The 16,209-nt window shown below is 76.3% G+C and carries 16 protein-coding genes and 1 pseudogene; 10 read left to right on the top strand and 7 right to left on the bottom strand.

All coding sequences use genetic code 11. From position 1 onward, the window contains the following. The 6 genes and pseudogenes from ACFW1A_RS26615 to ACFW1A_RS26590 form a co-directional block, all read right to left on the bottom strand. A partial coding sequence (locus ACFW1A_RS26615; protein WP_380412727.1) for a methyltransferase domain-containing protein occupies positions 1-546 on the bottom strand: 546 nt, incomplete at its 3' end. After that, complete coding sequence (locus ACFW1A_RS26610; protein WP_380412729.1) at positions 543-1,070, bottom strand: DUF2064 domain-containing protein; 528 nt, start codon at positions 1,068-1,070, stop codon at positions 543-545. The genes ACFW1A_RS26610 and ACFW1A_RS26615, both read right to left, overlap by 4 nt. Before the next feature lie 135 nt (positions 1,071-1,205). Then, positions 1,206-1,883 (bottom strand): annotated as a pseudogene (locus ACFW1A_RS26605) (glycosyltransferase family 2 protein); the annotation flags it as partial. Positions 1,884-1,999: 116 nt separating this feature from the next. Beyond that, positions 2,000-3,055 (bottom strand): NAD-dependent epimerase/dehydratase family protein, encoded by a 1,056-nt coding sequence (locus ACFW1A_RS26600; RefSeq protein ID WP_380412725.1) that lies wholly within the window; start codon positions 3,053-3,055, stop codon positions 2,000-2,002. Between the two features lie 120 nt (positions 3,056-3,175). Continuing rightward, positions 3,176-3,604, bottom strand: coding sequence for a VOC family protein (locus ACFW1A_RS26595; protein WP_380412723.1), 429 nt, complete (start codon positions 3,602-3,604; stop codon positions 3,176-3,178). Between the two features lie 78 nt (positions 3,605-3,682). Beyond that, entirely contained in the window at positions 3,683-4,423 is a 741-nt protein-coding gene (locus ACFW1A_RS26590; protein ID WP_380412721.1) for a helix-turn-helix domain-containing protein, read from the bottom strand. A 234-nt stretch (positions 4,424-4,657) separates the two neighbouring features. Between ACFW1A_RS26590 and ACFW1A_RS26585 the strand changes: the two genes are divergently transcribed. Next, positions 4,658-5,476, top strand: a complete 819-nt coding sequence (locus ACFW1A_RS26585) for an alpha/beta fold hydrolase (protein ID WP_380412719.1) — start codon at positions 4,658-4,660, stop codon at positions 5,474-5,476. A 110-nt stretch (positions 5,477-5,586) separates the two neighbouring features. Here the strand turns inward: ACFW1A_RS26585 and ACFW1A_RS26580 are convergent, their stop codons facing one another. Beyond that, positions 5,587-8,457 (bottom strand): ATP-binding protein, encoded by a 2,871-nt coding sequence (locus ACFW1A_RS26580; protein ID WP_380412717.1) that lies wholly within the window; start codon positions 8,455-8,457, stop codon positions 5,587-5,589. 485 nt (positions 8,458-8,942) lie between these two features. On the opposite strand from ACFW1A_RS26580, the gene ACFW1A_RS26575 reads away from it, so the two are divergent. The 9 genes from ACFW1A_RS26575 (at position 8,943) to ACFW1A_RS26535 (ending at position 16,161) form a co-directional block, all read left to right on the top strand. Then, positions 8,943-9,152 carry a hypothetical protein gene (locus tag ACFW1A_RS26575; RefSeq protein WP_380412715.1) on the top strand — a complete coding sequence of 70 codons (210 nt, stop codon included), beginning with the start codon at positions 8,943-8,945 and terminating at the stop codon, positions 9,150-9,152. 22 nt (positions 9,153-9,174) lie between these two features. Continuing rightward, entirely contained in the window at positions 9,175-9,366 is a 192-nt protein-coding gene (locus ACFW1A_RS26570) for a hypothetical protein (protein WP_380412713.1), read from the top strand. Between the two features lie 67 nt (positions 9,367-9,433). Continuing rightward, entirely contained in the window at positions 9,434-9,616 is a 183-nt protein-coding gene (locus tag ACFW1A_RS26565; RefSeq protein ID WP_380412711.1) for a hypothetical protein, read from the top strand. Positions 9,617-9,625: 9 nt separating this feature from the next. Continuing rightward, positions 9,626-9,832, top strand: coding sequence for a hypothetical protein (locus ACFW1A_RS26560; RefSeq protein ID WP_380412709.1), 207 nt, complete (start codon positions 9,626-9,628; stop codon positions 9,830-9,832). Between the two features lie 87 nt (positions 9,833-9,919). Then, positions 9,920-11,767 (top strand): ABC transporter ATP-binding protein, encoded by a 1,848-nt coding sequence (locus ACFW1A_RS26555; protein ID WP_380412707.1) that lies wholly within the window; start codon positions 9,920-9,922, stop codon positions 11,765-11,767. A 25-nt stretch (positions 11,768-11,792) separates the two neighbouring features. Further along, positions 11,793-13,658 (top strand): alpha/beta fold hydrolase, encoded by a 1,866-nt coding sequence (locus ACFW1A_RS26550; protein WP_380412705.1) that lies wholly within the window; start codon positions 11,793-11,795, stop codon positions 13,656-13,658. Further along, complete coding sequence (locus ACFW1A_RS26545; protein WP_380412703.1) at positions 13,639-14,238, top strand: hypothetical protein; 600 nt, start codon at positions 13,639-13,641, stop codon at positions 14,236-14,238. The genes ACFW1A_RS26550 and ACFW1A_RS26545 overlap by 20 nt, the downstream gene beginning before the upstream one ends. Continuing rightward, positions 14,235-15,707 carry a phytoene desaturase family protein gene (locus ACFW1A_RS26540; RefSeq protein ID WP_380412701.1) on the top strand — a complete coding sequence of 491 codons (1,473 nt, stop codon included), beginning with the start codon at positions 14,235-14,237 and terminating at the stop codon, positions 15,705-15,707. The genes ACFW1A_RS26545 and ACFW1A_RS26540 overlap by 4 nt, the downstream gene beginning before the upstream one ends. Positions 15,708-15,798: 91 nt before the next feature. Continuing rightward, a complete protein-coding gene (locus ACFW1A_RS26535; protein WP_380412699.1) occupies positions 15,799-16,161 on the top strand; it encodes a hypothetical protein in 363 nt (120 codons plus the stop codon). Positions 16,162-16,209 lie beyond the last annotated feature (48 nt).

Genomic DNA, 16,209 nt, shown 5'->3' with positions numbered 1-16,209 from the left:
GCGCGGTGGCCGCCAAGCGGCGGCCCGGCCGGGCCCTTCGAGCCGGACGGTGAGCTGCTCGTCGACCTCCCGCGGGTCCACCTCGACCAGGAGCACGCCGCCCGGCGCGAGGAGTTCGGCGCTGCGGCCGAGCAGCGACCCCGGGTCGCCGCCGATGCCGAGGTTGCCGTCGGCGAGCAGGGCGCCACCCCAGCGCCCCTCCGCGGGCAGCCGGTCGAAGACCGAGCGGCACAGGGCCGGCCCGCCGAGGCGGCGGGTCCGGGCCACGGCGGCCCGGGTGATGTCGACGCCGAGCGCCGGTACCCCGAGTTCCAGCAGGGCCGCGACCAGCCGCCCCGGGCCGCAGCCGAGGTCCACCACCGGCGCGGACAGCCGGGTGCAGCGCAGCAGCAGCCCGTGGTCCGCCCCGGCGGCGGGCGCGCACCAGCGCTCCACGTCGAGCGGGATCCGGCCCCCGTCCGCGCGGCGGAGCCACAGCGGGCCCCGGCCGGCGAGGATGGCGTCGGTGAACGGGTCGTCGACCCACGCTTCGGCCTCGACCGTCACCCCGCCACCTCCCGGGCGGCCTCGACCGCGCGCAGGCAGGCCGCGAACGCGCCGTGCGGCGCCGCGGCGGCGACCCGGCGCGCGTCGTGGATGGTGTCGACGTCGGTGGCCGTCGGGAGGTGGCGGACCGTCAGCCCCGCGGCAGCCAAGCGCTCCAGCACGACCTGCCCGGTGTCCGGCGCGGACATCGGCACGCCGAGGAGGAGCCGGCGCGCCAGCTCCTCGCCGGGCCTGCTCAGCCCGAGCGCCCAGAAGCCCCCGTCGTCGGCCGGGCCGTACCAGGCGTCGACGCCCGCCCGCCGGGCCGACGACAACGCCTCCCCGAGCAGCCCGGCATCGAGCTGCGGGGTGTCCATGCCGACCAGCAGCGCGGGCGCGTCCGGGGCGAGGGCGGCGGCGGCCGCGAAGGCCGCCACGAGCCGCGCATCCAGCCCGCCGGCCGGCTGCGGCACGACCTGCCAGCCGGCCGGGAGCCAGGCGCCGACCGCGCCGTCCAGCACGAGCAGCCGGCGCCCGGCCGGCATCCGGGAGAGGGCGGCCAGCGTGTCAGTGAGCGCGGCCTCGGCCAGGGCCGCCGCCTGCTCGGGGGTGCAGGGCGGGGTGAGGCGGGTCTTCACCCGTCCCGCGACCGGCGACTTGGCGATCACCAGCAGGGTCGGCGGCGGTGCGGCCAGGACGGCCCGCATGTCGCGGACGGCCTGCCGGGTGCCGCGCACGGTCCCGGTCACCTTGGAACGGCCCGTGCGCGGCAGGTAGTCGACCGGCGTCTCGGCGATCCGCAGCCCGGCCGCCGACGCGGCGAGCACCATCTCCAGGGGGTAGCCGGACCGGCGGTCCCCCAGGCCCAGGGCCAGCAGGCGGTCCCGGCGCGCGGCGCGCATCGGCCCGAGGTCGTGCAGCGGGGCCCCGGTCCGCGCCCGCAGCCGCCGGGCCAGCACGGCGTTGGCCAGGCGGGCGTGCAGCGGCCACGCCCCGGCGGTCGCGGGACGGCGCCGGCCCAGCACCAGGTCGGCCGAGCCGGCGAGCACCGGCGCGGCGACGAGGGGCAGTTGGGCCGGGTCCAACGAGCCGTCGCAGTCCATGAAGCAGACCAGCTCGGCGGTCGCGGCGCGCAGCCCGGCGTGGCACGCGGCGCCGAAGCCGCGCTGCGGCTCCTCGACGACCGTCGCGCCCAGCGAGCGCGCCACCTCGGCGGAGCCGTCGCGGGAGCCGTTGTCGACGACGATCGCCCGCCAGCCGGCGGGCACCCGGCCCAACACCCAGGGCAGGGCCTCGGCCTCGTCGAGGCACGGCAGGATCACATCGGCACAGGGCCGTGGGGGAGTCGCAGGGATCACGTCGCCACGCTAAGCGCGACCGGGCCCGCGGGGGCCGAACGGCGCCCTTACGAAACTCCTACGGCGGACCCGGCGTTCGGACGTGCGTCCACAGCTCCGCGCCGGTGCGCCGGTGGTCAGCTGCGCAGCGGCGCACCGGCGAACTCGGCCATCCCCGCACCGAACGCCACCCGGGCCCGCCAGCCCAGCTCGTCGCGCAGCCGGGAGGAGTCGGCGGTGATGTGGCGCACGTCCCCGAGCCGGTACTGCCCGGTCACCACCGGGGCGGGCCCGCCGTGCGCGTCGGCCAGCGCCCGGGCCATCTCGCCGACCGTGTGCACCTCCCCGCTGCCGACGTTGTACGCCCGCGCGCTGCCCGGCGGCCGGCCCCCGACCTCCTCCAACGCGGCGAGGTTGGCCGCCGCGACGTCGTCGACGTGGACGAAGTCCCGGCGCTGGCCGCCGTCCTCGAACACCCGGGGGGCCTCGCCGCGGGCGAGCGCCGAACGGAACAGCGAAGCCACCCCCGCGTACGGGGTGTCGCGCGGCATGCCCGGGCCGTAGACGTTGTGGTAGCGCAGCGCCAGGACGGACCCGCCGCTCGCCCGGGCCCAGGCGCCGGCCAGGTGCTCCTGGGCGAGCTTGCTCGCGGCGTACACGTTGCGCGGGTCGCCCGGCGCGTCCTCCGTGACCGACTCCGGCCGCAGCGCCGCGCCGCAGAGGGGGCACGGCGGCTCGAACCGTCCGGCGTCTAGCTCCGCCGGCCGCCGGGGACCGGGCGCCACGCTGCCGTGCTCCGCACACACGTACCGGCCCTCCCCGTAGACCACCATGGAACTGGCCAGCACCAGGCTGCGCACCCCCGCGCGGGCCGCCGCGGACAGGAGCACCGCCGTTCCCAGGTCGTTGCAGCCGACGTACTCGGGCGCGTCGTCCAGGTCGAGCCCGAGCCCCACCATCGCCGCCTGGTGGCAGACCGCGTCCACCCCGGCCAGCGCCCGCTCCACCGTCGGCGCGTCACGGACATCGCCGCGCCGGAAATCGACGCCCGCCGGCAGCTCGGGGGCCGCCCCCGAAGGGTGGACGGCGGGCAGCAGCGCGTCCAGCGCGCGGACCTCATGACCGGCGGCGACCAGCGCCCGCACGACCCCCGAGCCGATGAACCCGGCGCCGCCGGTGACCAGAATCCTCATGCCCGGCGACGCTACCGGCCGACCCGGCCGCCGGGCCGTCGGAGCGCGACGGCGTCAGCGAACCGTAAGGCCGCCACCCGGCGGTCCCGTTCGGCTCGGGGACGGCACCGCCCGGTCGAGTCAGTCGAGACAGAACTCGTTGCCCTCGATGTCCAGCATCGGGATGCAGGCGTCGTTGCCGTCGTAGAGGGTCTGCACGTGCACCGCGCCGAGCGGGACCAGCCGTGCGCATTCGGCCTCGAGGGCGGCGAGGCGCTCCTCGCCCACGAGGCCGGTGCCGACCCGGACATCGAGGTGGACGCGGTTCTTGGCGGCCTTCCCCTCGGGGACGCGCTGGAAGTACAGGCGCGGGCCGACGCCCGAAGGGTCGCTGCAGGCGAACCACGCGTCGCGCTGCTCGGGCGGCTGCGTGCGCCGGAAGTCGTCCCAGGTGGCGAAGCCCTCCGGCGGCGGCGGGACGACGTACCCCAACACCTCGCACCAGAACCGGGCGAGGCGCTCGGGTTCCGCACAGTCGAAGGTCACTTGGAACTGCTTGATCGCTGACATCGGCGCACCTTACCAGCGCGACCGCAGCGCGCCGCGGTGTTCGGTGGTCCCCGGCTCCTCCGTGCGCGGGGCCGGGCGTCAGTCCGCGTCGGGGAGGGCGTCCTGCGGGGACGGGGCGGGCTTGGTGTGGAGGACTTCGCGGACCTGTTCGGCGGCGCGGAGCATGCTCTCGCTGATGAAGTCGCTGAAGCGGGCGATGTTCTCCAGGCGGGTGGCGGCGGGACTGGTGCGGCCGAGGACGGTGACGCCCTGCCGGGCGGTCGCCGCGACCTGGGCGATGCCGTGGGCGGCGGCGATGGTGGACTGGTACCAGACGTCCTCGTCGACGAAGTAGCGCTCCCGGCGGCGTTCGTCGCGCTCGCGGCGGATCAGCCCCTGGGTTTCGAGGAACGCGATCGCCTTGGAGACGGAGGCGGGGCTGATCTGCAGGCGCTGGACGAGTTCGGCCGCGGTCACGCTGCCGGTGTCGGCGGTGAACAGGCAGGTCAGCACGCGTGCGGTCATCCTGGGCAGGCCCTGGCCCATCAACAGGGTGGTGAAGGTCTCCTCGTACTCGCGCACCGCCTCGTCGTCGGGCCCGCGCCCCCGGACGGCCTGTCCCGGCGGCGGGCCCTGCTTGCGCCGGCGGGCGCGGCGTTCGGTGGCGCGGTGGGCCAGGTCGGCGCGGTAGGCGAGGGGGCCGCCGTTGCGGTCCACCTCGCGCGTGATGGTCGAGGTGGGACGCTCCAGGCGCCGGGCGATCTCCGCGTAGGCGAGGTCGTCGGCCAGCCCCAGGGCGATCTGCTGGCGTTCCTGCTGGGTGAGTCTGCCTCCGGCCACCGCGGTCTCCCTCGCCTCTTCCTCTTGGTCCCGAGGTGGTCAGCATAGCGTTCGTTCTTCAGTCATCGCAACGAGTCGATCATCTGACGTTGCGTTACGTTCACCCTCACTGCAACGAAATAGGGCATCCTAACTGCGAATATGCTGGTTCGGTGCGACGTAGTCATTGCGAGATCATTGAACGCAACGTAGCGTTCTCGATGTCAGAAACAACAGGTCCGCAAGGAGAACGCCATGACCCGCCACCGCACGCCCCAGGCCACCACGCCCTGGACGGGGATGGTCCCCGTCGACGACACCGCCCTGGCCGTCACCGACACCGGCGGCCGCGGCATCCCGGTCGTCTACCTCAACGGCCAGTTCGCCACCCAGGGCTACTGGCGCCGCACCATCGCCGAACTCGGCACCGGCTGGCGGCACCTCACCTACGACGAACGGGCCCGCGGCAGGAAGTCGGGGCGCTCGGCGGACTACTCCTTCGAGGCCGCCGTCCGTGACGTCGACGCCGTCCTGGCGGCCCGGGGCGTCGACCGGGCCGTGGTGGTGGGCTGGTCCTACGGGGCGTTCGTCGCGGCGCACTGGGCCCACCGCAACCCCGGGCGCGCGCTGGGCGCGGTCCTGGTCGACGGTGCCTTCCCGCACGACTGGCTCGACGCCGCGATGGAGGAGCGGATCCGCAAGCAGTTCCGGCAGTGGGGTCGGTTCCTGCCGCTGCTGCGCCCGACCGGGCTCACGCCGCGGATGACCCCCGATCAGATGTCCGACTGCAACATCGAGCTCGGCCGGATCTCCCGCGAGAGCGCGCTCGGCCCCGTGCTGGACGCGATCACCGTCCCGGTGCGGTACGTGGTCGCCTCCGGGTCGTCGCTCGGCAGCCGCGGCGACGAGCAGGAGCGGATCCGCACCAGCCTCGTCGGGGTGACCGGCCGCAACCCGAACATCGAGGTGAGCGCCAAGGTCGCGAGCAACCACGGCGCGATCCTGAAGAAGGACTTCGCCGCCGTCGCGGCCGCCGTCCGGGCGGCCGCAGCACCCCAGCGGGCGCAGCGCTGACGGCCGCCGCCCACCGGCCGGGCGCTGGCCGGACGTCAGGCGAACCCACCTCGCCCCTGACGGCCGCGCGCCCGGGCCCGGAGCGCCTGCCCGCCCGCCGTCGCCGGGCCTCAGCTCGCCGCCGCGCGGGTGAGCAGCGCCGCCAGCGCCGGGCGGGAGTGGATGCCGGCCTTGCGGTAGATGGCCGACACGTGGGTCTCCACCGTGCGGCGGCTCAAGTAGAGGTGCTGGGCGACAGCCTGGTTGCTCAGGCCCTGGGCCACCAGGCCGGCGATCTCCAGCTCGCGCGTGGTCAGCTCGGCGAGCGGCGCGGGGAGGCGGTCCACCGTGCGGAGGCCGACCGGGCCGGCGGGCTCCAGCAGTAGCCGCGCACCCCCCTCCGCGGCGAGCCGCCGCCCTCGGTCCGTCCGCGCGCCGGCCCCGGCCGGATCGCCGGCCGCGTGCGCCGCGCCGGCGCCCGCCAGCAGCGACCGGGCCTGCCCCAGCAGGGCCCCGCAGGACGCGTACTCCTGCGCGGCCGCGTCCAGCAGTCGCACGGCCTCGCCGTGCGCGCCCCGGTGCCGGGCCACTGCCGCGCGGGCCCGCAGGGCCGCGCCGCGCTGGCCGGCCAGGTCCAGGCGGTCGGCCTCGTGCGCGGCCTGCTGCGCCCACCGCTCCGCCTGCTCCACCCGGCCGAGGGCCAGGCCGGCCTGCACCAGGGTCTCCAGCAGCCAGGGCCGGACCGAAGGCTGCACGCGCGGCAGTCGCGCCCCGCCGCCCGCCGCCTGGATCACCTCCAGCGCCCGCACCGGGTCTCCGCAGGCCAGCGCGGTGCGCCCGAGCATCGTGCGCGCCGTGGTGGCCCACCAGCCGTCGGCGTTCCCCGCCACTGCCACCGCCTCCTGCGCGGTGGCCAGCGGTCCCGGACCGTCCGGCGCGCCGGTCAGGAGCCGGACCGGCTGACCCACCGACAGGACGAAGGCGAGCAACTCCCCGCCGCCGAACGACCGGGCGAGGAACTCCGCCTCCTCCGCGGCCTCCGCCGCCGGGCCCAGCCGGCAGCACTGCGCGTGCACGAAGGCCAAGGCGGTCAGCAGGTGCGGCTGCAGGTACCGCTGACCGCTGCCGCGGGCCAGCTCCAGCCCGCGCTCGGCATGGCGGACCGCCTGCGGGTGGCGGTCCAGGAACGCCTCGCTCCAGGCGAGCCAGGTCAGTGCCTCCCCGGAGCCGGCCAGCGCCGGATCGGGCATCGCGTCCACCGCCTCGGCCGCCGCGTCGGCGAGCCGGCGCGCTTCGGCCGTCCGCCCGCCGTAGGCCCCGGCCAGCGCGGACAGGGCCAGCACCAGGGCCGCTCCGGCCCGGTCGCCCTCGCGCTCGGCGGTGGCGAGCGCGGCTGCCAGCGGCTCGCGTGCCGCGGCGGGGGCGCCTGCCAGGAGCCCGGAGAGTCCGAGCGCCGCGCCCAGTTGCACCGCCTGCCGCGGGGGCGGCGCGGGCGTGCGGGCCAACTCGGTTCGCAGCAGCACGTCCAGCCGGGGCGAGCGGCCGAGCTGGAGCTCCAGCAGCGCGCAGAGCGCGGTCGCCTCGGCCCGCACCGCCGGCTCGGTGTCCGGCTCGCCGATCACCGCGTGCAGCAGCGCGCGGCTCTCCCGCGGGTGCCCGGTCACCCCCTCGGCCCTGGCCCGGGCCAGCTGCAGCCGTGCGCGGCGCCCGGCCGGCTCGCCGTGCTGCGGCCAGATCCGCAGGACCACCGCGAGCAGCTGGGCGGCGGTCGCGGGGGCGGTCCCGGCGAGCCGGTCCGCCGCGGTGCAGAGCACCGCGACCGTCTCGGCGTCCCAGCCGCTCAGCGAGCGCGCCAGGTGGTGCGCGCGCTCCACCGGCGAGGCGCCGTGCCGGGCCAGGTCGGCCGCTGCCAGCCGGTGCACCTCGATCCGGCGATCGGCGGGCATGTCCTCGTACACCAAGGTGCGCAGCACCGGGTGGCGCAGCGCCCAGCGCCCACCGGGCCCTGGTCGGATCAGCTCGTTCCGCGCCAACCAGCTGAGCTCCGCGCCGAGTTCGGGGCCCTCGGACAGGCCCAGGGCCCGCGCGAGCAGGGGTGTGGTGGCCTGGTCGCCGAGCACCGCCACCGCTTGCACCAGCGACAGTCGACGTTCGGTCAGTGCGGACAGCTCGTCCAGCAGCAGTGCGCCGAGCCAACTCGGCACTCCGGCCGGGTCGGGGAACGCGACCGGGGCGACGGGGCCGAGCACGCCGGGCAGTTGACTGCCGGCCCGGTGGGCGTGGAGCAGGGCGAGCAGGTACAGCGGGTTGCCCTCGCCCGCCGTGTACAGCTCGCGGGCCAGGTGGCGCGGTACCCCGGCCGCGAGCCCGGCCAGCGCCTCCGGTTCGGGGAGCGGCCCGAGTGCCAGCCGCAGCACGGCGGCGCCGTCCGCGCCCCGGCTCAGGGTGGCGGCCAGCGCGGTCGGGGTCTGCCGGCCCCGCCGGGCCAGCACCAGCAGCAGTCGCCCGCGGACGGGATGGCGCACCAGGTGCGCGATCAGCTCCTGGGAGGCGGCGTCGGCCCAGTGCACGTCGTCCAGCAGCATCACCAGGCCCGGCCCGCGACGGCAGAGCCGGGAGAGCGCCTCGGCCACCGCGCGGTGCAGGCCGAACCGGTCCGCCCGAACGGGCATTCGGCCGGTCCCCAGCAGGGCCGGGGCGGCTGCGGCGAGCAGGTCCGCCGGCAGGGCGGTGTGCAGCTCGGCGTCGGCGAACGCATCGGCCGTGAGCTGGAAGGGGAGGTGCTGCTCGCCCTGGGTGGCCCGCCCGCGCAGCACCGTCAGGCCGGCCCGCCCGGCGAGTGCGGCCACCTCGGCGAGCAGCCGGCTCTTGCCGATCCCGGCCTCGCCGGTGACGTCCAGGACGGCGGGCCCGCCGTCGCTGCCGAGCTCGGCGAGCGCTGTCGTGACCAGTGCGACCTCGCGCGCGCGGCCGACCAGCGCGGGCCGGTCCAGGTCAGCCATCGGCACAGCTCCACGCCGCCCTTCGTTCCGCTCCGCGCACGTCGGGGCAGATGTCGGCGCGGGTACCAGTGCCGTGACTCTAGTCGTCGGCGGGCGATCGGCGTGACGGTTCAACAGCTGGAATGAATTGTTCAACTGAGGCTTCGTGCAGCCCCATTGGTACCAGTGCAGGTGAGCCTCCGGGGGTCCGATCCAGGACGGACGCGCGGGGCGGTGCGAGTCCGCCCGGTTCATAAGCTGAAATGAATGGCTGTCAAGCTCTCGCGCACGTAGTTCCGTACGTGTGGCACGTAGGCCCTCCCGACCCCGACTGCGTGCGCGCACGGATGCCCCGGAACGGCCCGCCCTGACATGGTCGGTCTCGCGGCGCCCGGCCCCGAGTCGCTCTCGGGGTGCCAACCGACCTGCGGTGAAAGGTCCCTGCTGCGCGCGAGCGGGATCCGGGGGCGCCGCCACGCATCGTTCCCGATCCGAGAGGACACGCCATGTCCCACCTTGCCCTGCGGGCCAACGCCGACAGTGCGTTGGCCGCCGTCCCGATCGTCGCGCCGGGCGGCACCGAGTTCGGCGGTGTCGCCCCCGCGATGTCCACCCCCGCCACGGTGCTGGTCGGTGCCCAGCTCGCGGTGGTGGCCATCGGCGCCTTCGCCGCCGGCTACGCGCTGGCCGGCGGCACCGGCCCGCACCCGCAGTAGTCCCCCCGAAGGAGTGAACAGCATGTCCGCACTTGCCCAGCGTCTCAATGACCACCAGGAGTTGGCGCAGCTGTCGATCCGCGCCGACCGGGCCGTCGAGCGCGATGCGCTCGCGCCGACCATGTCGACGCCCGCGATCGTGCTGGTCGTCGCCGTGGTGACGTTCGGTGCCGGCTACGCGGCCGCGGCCGGCACCGGCCCGCACCCGCAGTGAGGCCGGCGGGCCCACCGCCGACCCCGGCCCCGGGCCTGCATCCGCTCCGCGCACCGAAGGAGGTCCCGTGATCCCGACTCTCGCACAACGCACCAATGCCATCGCCGAGTTGAAGCTCCTGTCGATCCAGGCGGGGGAGCTCGCCGAGCTCAGCGGCAGCGGCACGGCGATCAGCGGGCCGAGCTTCGTCTCGATGGTCTACATCGGCTGCCCCGTGACCGCCGGCGGCACCGACCCGCACCCGCAGTAAGGAGTGACCATGACCCCGACCCTTGTCCAACACATCAACTCGAAGACCGAGTTGGCGACCCTGCCGATCCGGTCGGGCGAGTTCGCCGACCGCGGTGACACCGTGCCGACGATGTCCACCCCCGCCGTCGTGGCCGGGGCGTTCGTGACCGTGGTGGCCTTCGCCGCCGGTGTCGCCTACGCCCAGGCCGGCGGGACCGGCCCGCACCCGCAGTAACCCGCGCGGGGTGCGCGGGCGGGCTCCGGCCCACCCGCGCACCCCGGCCCTCCCCACGCCAGCAAGCCCCGCCCCGTCGGAGGAGCGATGACCGACCTGTCCGTCCGTGCCGGGACCGCAGCGGTACCGGCGCCGCCGCCCGAGCCGCCGCCCGCGCCCGAGGCCGCCCCTGCCCCCAACGCCCCTGTCCCCGCGCCCGCACCCGCCGCAGCGCTCACCTTCCGGCAGACGCTCGCCGCCCTGTCCGGCCACCTGCGCCCGCACCGCGGTGAACTCGCCCTGGCCTGCACCCTGCTGGTGCTCTCCGGAGTGGCCGGCCTGCTGGAGCCGCTGGTGGTGCGCGACCTGCTGAGCGCGTTCGGCGCGCACCACTCGCTCGGCACCAGCCTCGGCCGGCTGATCGGCCTGGTGCTCGGCAGCGCCGTGGTGCTGGCCGTCGGCAACTTCCTGCTGCTGCGGGCCGCCGAGGGCGTGGTGCTGGCCGGCCGCAAGGCACTGGTCGCCCAGGTGCTGCGGCTGCCGATGGGGGTGATGCGCCGTCAGCAGCCCGGCGACCTGCTGGCCCGGGTGGCGGGGGACACCAGCCTGCTGCGCCAAGTGGTCACCCAGACCTTGGTGCAGGCGCTCACCGGCGTGGTCACCGTGGTCGGCACCCTGGTCCTGATGGGCGTGGTGGACCTCGTGCTGCTGGCCGTCACGCTCGGCGTGGTGGGGGTGCTCGGCACCGTGGTCGGGGTGCTGATGCCCAGGATCCGCAAGGCCGCACTCGCCGCGCAGACCTCGGTCGGGTCGATGGCCGGCTCGCTGGAGCGGGCGCTCGGCTCGTTCACCACCGTCAAGGCCTCCGGCGCCGAGGCCTGGGAGGCCGAGCGGATCGGCGCCGATGCCGAGGCCGCCTACCGGGAGGGCGTCGCGCTGGCCCGGTCCACCTCGCTGACCGGCACCACCGCCGGGCTGGCGGTCCAACTCGCCTTCCTGGTCGTGCTCGGCGTCGGCGGAGCCCGGGTCACCGGCGGCGCCATTTCGCTGGCCACCCTGGTCGCCTTCCTGCTCTACGTGCTCTACCTGGCCCAGCCGGTGCTCTCCCTGGTCAACGTCGGCACCTACTTCCAGGCGGCCCGCGCCGCGGTGCAGCGGATCGCCGAGGTGTCCGGGCTGCCGGTGGAGCCGGGCACCGGGGTGTCGGCGGCTGCCGGCAGCCCGGCACCCGCCGCCGTCACCTTCGAGTCCGTCGGGTTCCGCTACCCCGAGCGGTCCGGCGCCGCGCTGGCCGGGGTGAGCCTGCACATCCCCGCCACCGGCCTGACCGCGCTGGTCGGCCCGTCCGGGGCGGGCAAGACCACCATGCTCAGCCTGATCGAGCGGTTCCACCAGCCCGAGCGCGGCCGGATCCTGCTGGACGGCCGGGACGTGGCCGACTGGCCGCTGCCCGAGCTGCGCGCCGCGATCGGCTACGTCGAGCAGGACGCCCCGGTGCTGGCCGGCACGCTGCGGGAGAACCTCTGCTACGCGGCGCCCGGTGCCGGCGACGCCGACCTGGCCGAGGCCCTGCGGGTGACCGGGCTGGACGGGCTGGTCGAGCGGCTCGGCAGTCTGGACGCCGAGATCCTGCACCGCGGCAGCTCGTTGTCCGGCGGTGAGCGCCAGCGCATCGCCATCGCCCGGGCCCTGCTGCGCCGACCCCGGCTGCTGCTGCTGGACGAGGCCACCTCCCAACTGGACGCCGTCAACGAGGCCGCGCTGCGCGGGGCGGTCCGGGACCTGGCCACCCGGACCACCGTGGTCGTGGTGGCCCACCGCCTCTCCACCGTGCAGGAGGCGGACCGGATCGCGGTGCTGGAGGACGGGAGGCTGCGCGCGGTCGGCCGGCACGCCGAACTGCTGCACCAGGACGCGCTGTACGCCGAGCTGGTGGCCAACCAACTGCTGCACTGAGCGGTTTCGACCCGAGAGGAGTCCCGTGTCCCTTCCCCTGCGACGACGCCTGCGCCAGGCCCTGGCGGCCTGCACGGCGCCACCCACGGTGAGCCGGGCCGGCGCGCTGGCGCTGAGCGAGCGGCTGAGCGCGGTCACCCACCTGGTGGCCGGCCTGGAGTACCTGCGGGCCCCGGAGGACCGCGAGTTCGGCGGCTGCAACGACTGGACGGTGCTGCGCGAGGCCTACCGGAACTGGCCCGCCCCACTGCGCCGGGCGATGGAGCTGGTCGGCGACCGGCGCACCACCAAGGCGCTGCACCTGGCCCGGATCGGCGCGGCGGCGGCGCTGTTGACCCCGCTGCGCGGGCGCGGCCGGGTGGTGGCGGGCGCGGTGCTGTCCGGCACCTCCCTGGTGCTCTACCCCCGGCACATCTACGGGACCGACGGGGCCGACCAGGTCTCGGCCCTGGTCTCCACGGTCACCACGGTGGCCCGCGCCGGTGAGCGGCACCCCGAACTGGTCGACGCCTGCCTGTGGTTCGTCTCGGCGCAGTCGGTGCTGTCGTACGCCGTGTCCGGCTGGGTGAAGGTGACCAGCCGGACCTGGCGCAGCGGCGAGGCGCTGCCCGGGATCATGCGCACCCACTCCTACGGTGACCGCGAGGTATGGGAGTTGACGAAGCGTCACCCGCGCGCGGCGCATGCACTCGGCAGCGCGGTGCTGGCCCTGGAGTGCGCGTTCCCGGCGGTCTTCCTGCTCGGTGGGCGGCCGGCCCCGGCGATGGTCGGCTCGGCGCTGGCCTTCCACGGGGTGAACGCCCGGGTGATGGGGCTGGGACGGTTCCTCTGGTCCTTCGCCTCGATGCACCCGGCGGTGCTGTACACGGCCGGACCGCGGCGGCGCGCCGACGGGGCGGTGCGGCACGACACCTTCCCGCTGGTGGCCGCCGGGGTGCTCGGCGCGGGCTGGGCGGCCGCGCTGGCCGCGGCGGCCCGGCGCCGCCGGGTGGTCGAACGCGGCTGGGGCGACGAGGAGTCGATCACCACCTCGACCGGCAGCAGGCTGGCCTTCCGGCGCCGTGCGCAGGCGGGCGAGGGGCGTCCGGTGCTGGTGCTGGAGAGCGGTCTGGCCGCACCGGCCGAGCTGTGGGAGTGGCTCGCCGCGGCGCTCGCCGAGCGGTACACCGTGGTGACCTACCAGCGGGCCGGGCTGGGCCGCAGCCGGTACACCCGGCCGGCCGACGAGTTCCGGCTGGCCGACGCCGCCGGCGACCTGGCCGAACTGGTGAAGCACGTTTGCGGGGACCGGCCCGCGGTCCTGGTCGGCCACTCGCTCGGCGGGTACCTGGCGGCGCTGGCCGCCGAGCGCCTGCCCGGGCACGTCGGCGCGGTCTGCCTGCTCGACTCCAGTCACCCCGGCGAGCTGCGGCGGTCCGACCGGCAGGCCAAGGGCGAGGCCCAACTCACGGCCCTGATGACCCAGGTGCCGCCGTCGCTCGGTCTGGGCCTGGGCAGCCTGCTGCGCAAGCCCGACTGGGCGGCGCACCTGCCCGGCCCGGTCCGGGCGCAGGCGCAGGCGCAGTACCGGGACCGTCGGCTGTGGGCCGCCGCCCACCGCGAATGGCGCGCCGTGGTCCGGGAGTTCCGCGGCCACGACGGGTCGCTGCCGCGGCTCGGGGTGCCGCTGCTGGTGGTCACGGCCGGTCGGTCGGCCCAGAAGGACCCGGTCCAGTTGGACCTGCAGCGCGAGTTCGCCGGCTCGGCGGCGAGCGCGCGGTTCCACGTGCTGGACGGGGCGGACCACAACGAGATCCTGGGCCACCCGCAGGCAGCGGCACGGGTGGCCGCACTGGTGGCGGCGTTCGTCGCGGAACAGGTGGAGGGCAGCGGTGACGAGCAGGCGCACTGAGCGCGGTGGGGCCGGACCGGGCACCTGGCTGGTGCTGGGCACGCTCGCGGCCTGGTTCACGGCCACCGTGAGCTGCCAGCACCCGCAGCAGTCGTTCGACCGGCTGCGGGACTACGACCGACTGGGGGCGCTGCTGCCGAACTGGCGGTTCTTCGCGCCGGAGCCCGCCCAGCACGACTTCCACCTGCTGCACCGGGTGCTGTCGGCCGCCGACGAACCGTCGCCCTGGCTGCAGACCACCGAGGTGACCCCGCGGGCCTGGGTGCAGGCCGTCTGGTTCCCCGGCCGTCGGCGGGAGAAGGCGATGTTCGACCTGTGCGTGGAGGTGCTCACACTGATGGGCCGCGGACAGGACGTCACCCGCTACCCGGCCTACCGGCTGCTGCGCGACCGGGTGGCCCGCCGGGTATGGACGGACCACGCGGCCGGTGCGCCCCCGCAGGGCTTCCAGTTCCTGATCGCCCGGGCCGCCGGGTACGACCAGGAGGCGGAACCGGACTACGTGTTCGTCTCGCCGTTCGTCCCGCTGGAGCCCACCCGGGCGGACCGGTCGGCGCACGCGGCGGCGGTGGCGCGGTGACGGTGGACGCGGTCGTGGTGGGCGCCGGCCCGAACGGGCTGGCCGCCGCCCTCACCCTGGCCGGCGCCGGGCTGCGGGTCGAGCTGTACGAGGCGGCCGACACCGTGGGCGGCGGCTGCCGGACGGCGCAACTCACCCTGCCCGGCTTCCAGCACGACGTGTGCGCGGCCGCCCATCCGATGGCGATGGCCTCGCCGTTCTTCCGCGCCTTCGACCCGGCCGCGCACGGGGTGGAACTGCTGCAGCCCGAGGTGGCCTACGCGCACCCCCTGGACGGCGGCCGGGCCGGGCTCGCCTGGCGCTCGCTGGCGCGCACCGCGGCCGGTCTCGGGGCCGACGGACCGGCCTGGCGCACGCTGTTCGAGCCGCTGGTGCGGCGCTGGACCGGGCTCGCGGCGCTGGCCGGCTCGGACCTGCGCTCGCTGCCCGCCGACCCGCTCACCGCGCTGCGGCTGGCGCTGCGCACGGCCGAGCAGGGCAGCGCACTGCGGGCCGTGCGGTGGCGGGACGAGCCGGCGCGGGCCCTGTTCGCGGGGGTGGCGGCGCACGCGATGCGGCCGCCCGGCTCGCCCGCGACGGCGGCGGTCGGGCTGGTGCTCGGCACCCTGGCGCACGCGGTCGGCTGGCCGGTGGTGCGCGGCGGCAGCCAGCGCCTCGCGGACGCGCTGGCGGCGGAGCTGGTGGCCCGGGGCGGGGTGGTGCACACCGGGCACCGGGTGCACAGCCTGCGCGAGCTGCCGCCGGCCCGGGCGGTGCTGCTGGACGTGGCCCCGCCCGCGCTGGCCGAACTGGCGGCGGGTCGGCTGACGGACCGCTACGCACGGGCGCTGCGGGCCGCGCCCCCGGGGCCGGCGGCGTGCAAGGTGGACTACGCGCTGTCCGGACCGGTGCCGTGGGCCGCGCCCGGCTGCGAGCTGGCCGGGACGCTGCACCTGGTGGGCGGCCGGGCCGAGGCCGTGGCCGCCGAGCGGGAGGTGCGCCGGGGGCGGCACCCCGCGCAGCCGTTCGTGCTGGTGGTGCAGCCGGGGGTGGTGGACCCGGGGCGGGCACCGGCGGGGCGGCACACGCTCTACGCGTACGCGCACGTGCCGCACGGGTCGACGCTGGACCTGGGGGAGGCGGTCACGGCACAGGTGGAGCGGTTCGCGCCCGGGTTCCGGGACGTGGTGCTGGCCCGGCACGTGGTCCCGGCGGCGGAGCTGGGCCGGCACAGCCCGAACTGCCCGGGCGGATCGATCGGCGGCGGCCCGCTCTCGCTGTGGCACACCGCACTGCGGCCCGTCCCGCGCCCGGACCCGTACCGCACCCCGCTGCCCGGGGTCTACCTCTGCTCCGCGGCCACCCCGCCGGGACCCGCGGTGCACGGCATGTGCGGGGTCCACGCCGCGCACCGCGCGCTGCGCCAGCGGTTCGGCATCCGCCCGGCGGCGCTGCTGGCGGACGGTGGACAGCTCCGGCCCGTCGGATGAGCCGGGCGCACTGGTCCGTTCGGGGGTGCGGCCAACGGTCGTTCGTGTGCGTCGTCATCGATCGGCGCCCCGGTGGACCTATACCTGACCCATGGCACAGACCAAAGAGTTGCAACTGCACGAGCTCGACGTCGCCTGGATCCTCGCGCTGTGGAAGGCGATCCACGGCGGGGACCCCTCTCCCGAGGTCGACGGGTCGGCGGTGCTGGCCGCCGCCGCGCTCGCGAGCCAGCTCGCGGCCACCCACGGCAGCGGTTCGCTGACCTTCGCCCAGCTCCAGCAGCGGCTCGGCGAAGTCGGTATCGAGGTCACCCGCGGTGACGCGCCGAAGGCGGAGGCGCTGCACGTCGACGAGCCGCACCCGGTTTCGCCGACGCGGCAGTACTGCTTCCGCTACAACGGCGACCGGATCTGCGTCGACGTGCCGCGACCAAAGGCTTTCACCGACGCGTAGTCGCGGCGCGCAGCAGGGGCCCCTCGCCCACGGGCGCGGGGCCCCTGC

Origin of the sequence: Kitasatospora sp. NPDC058965 (assembly GCF_042741245.1) — a bacterium.
Classification (GTDB): Bacteria; Actinomycetota; Actinomycetes; order Streptomycetales; family Streptomycetaceae; genus Kitasatospora.
This window is presented reverse-complemented; position numbering and strand designations above follow the sequence as displayed.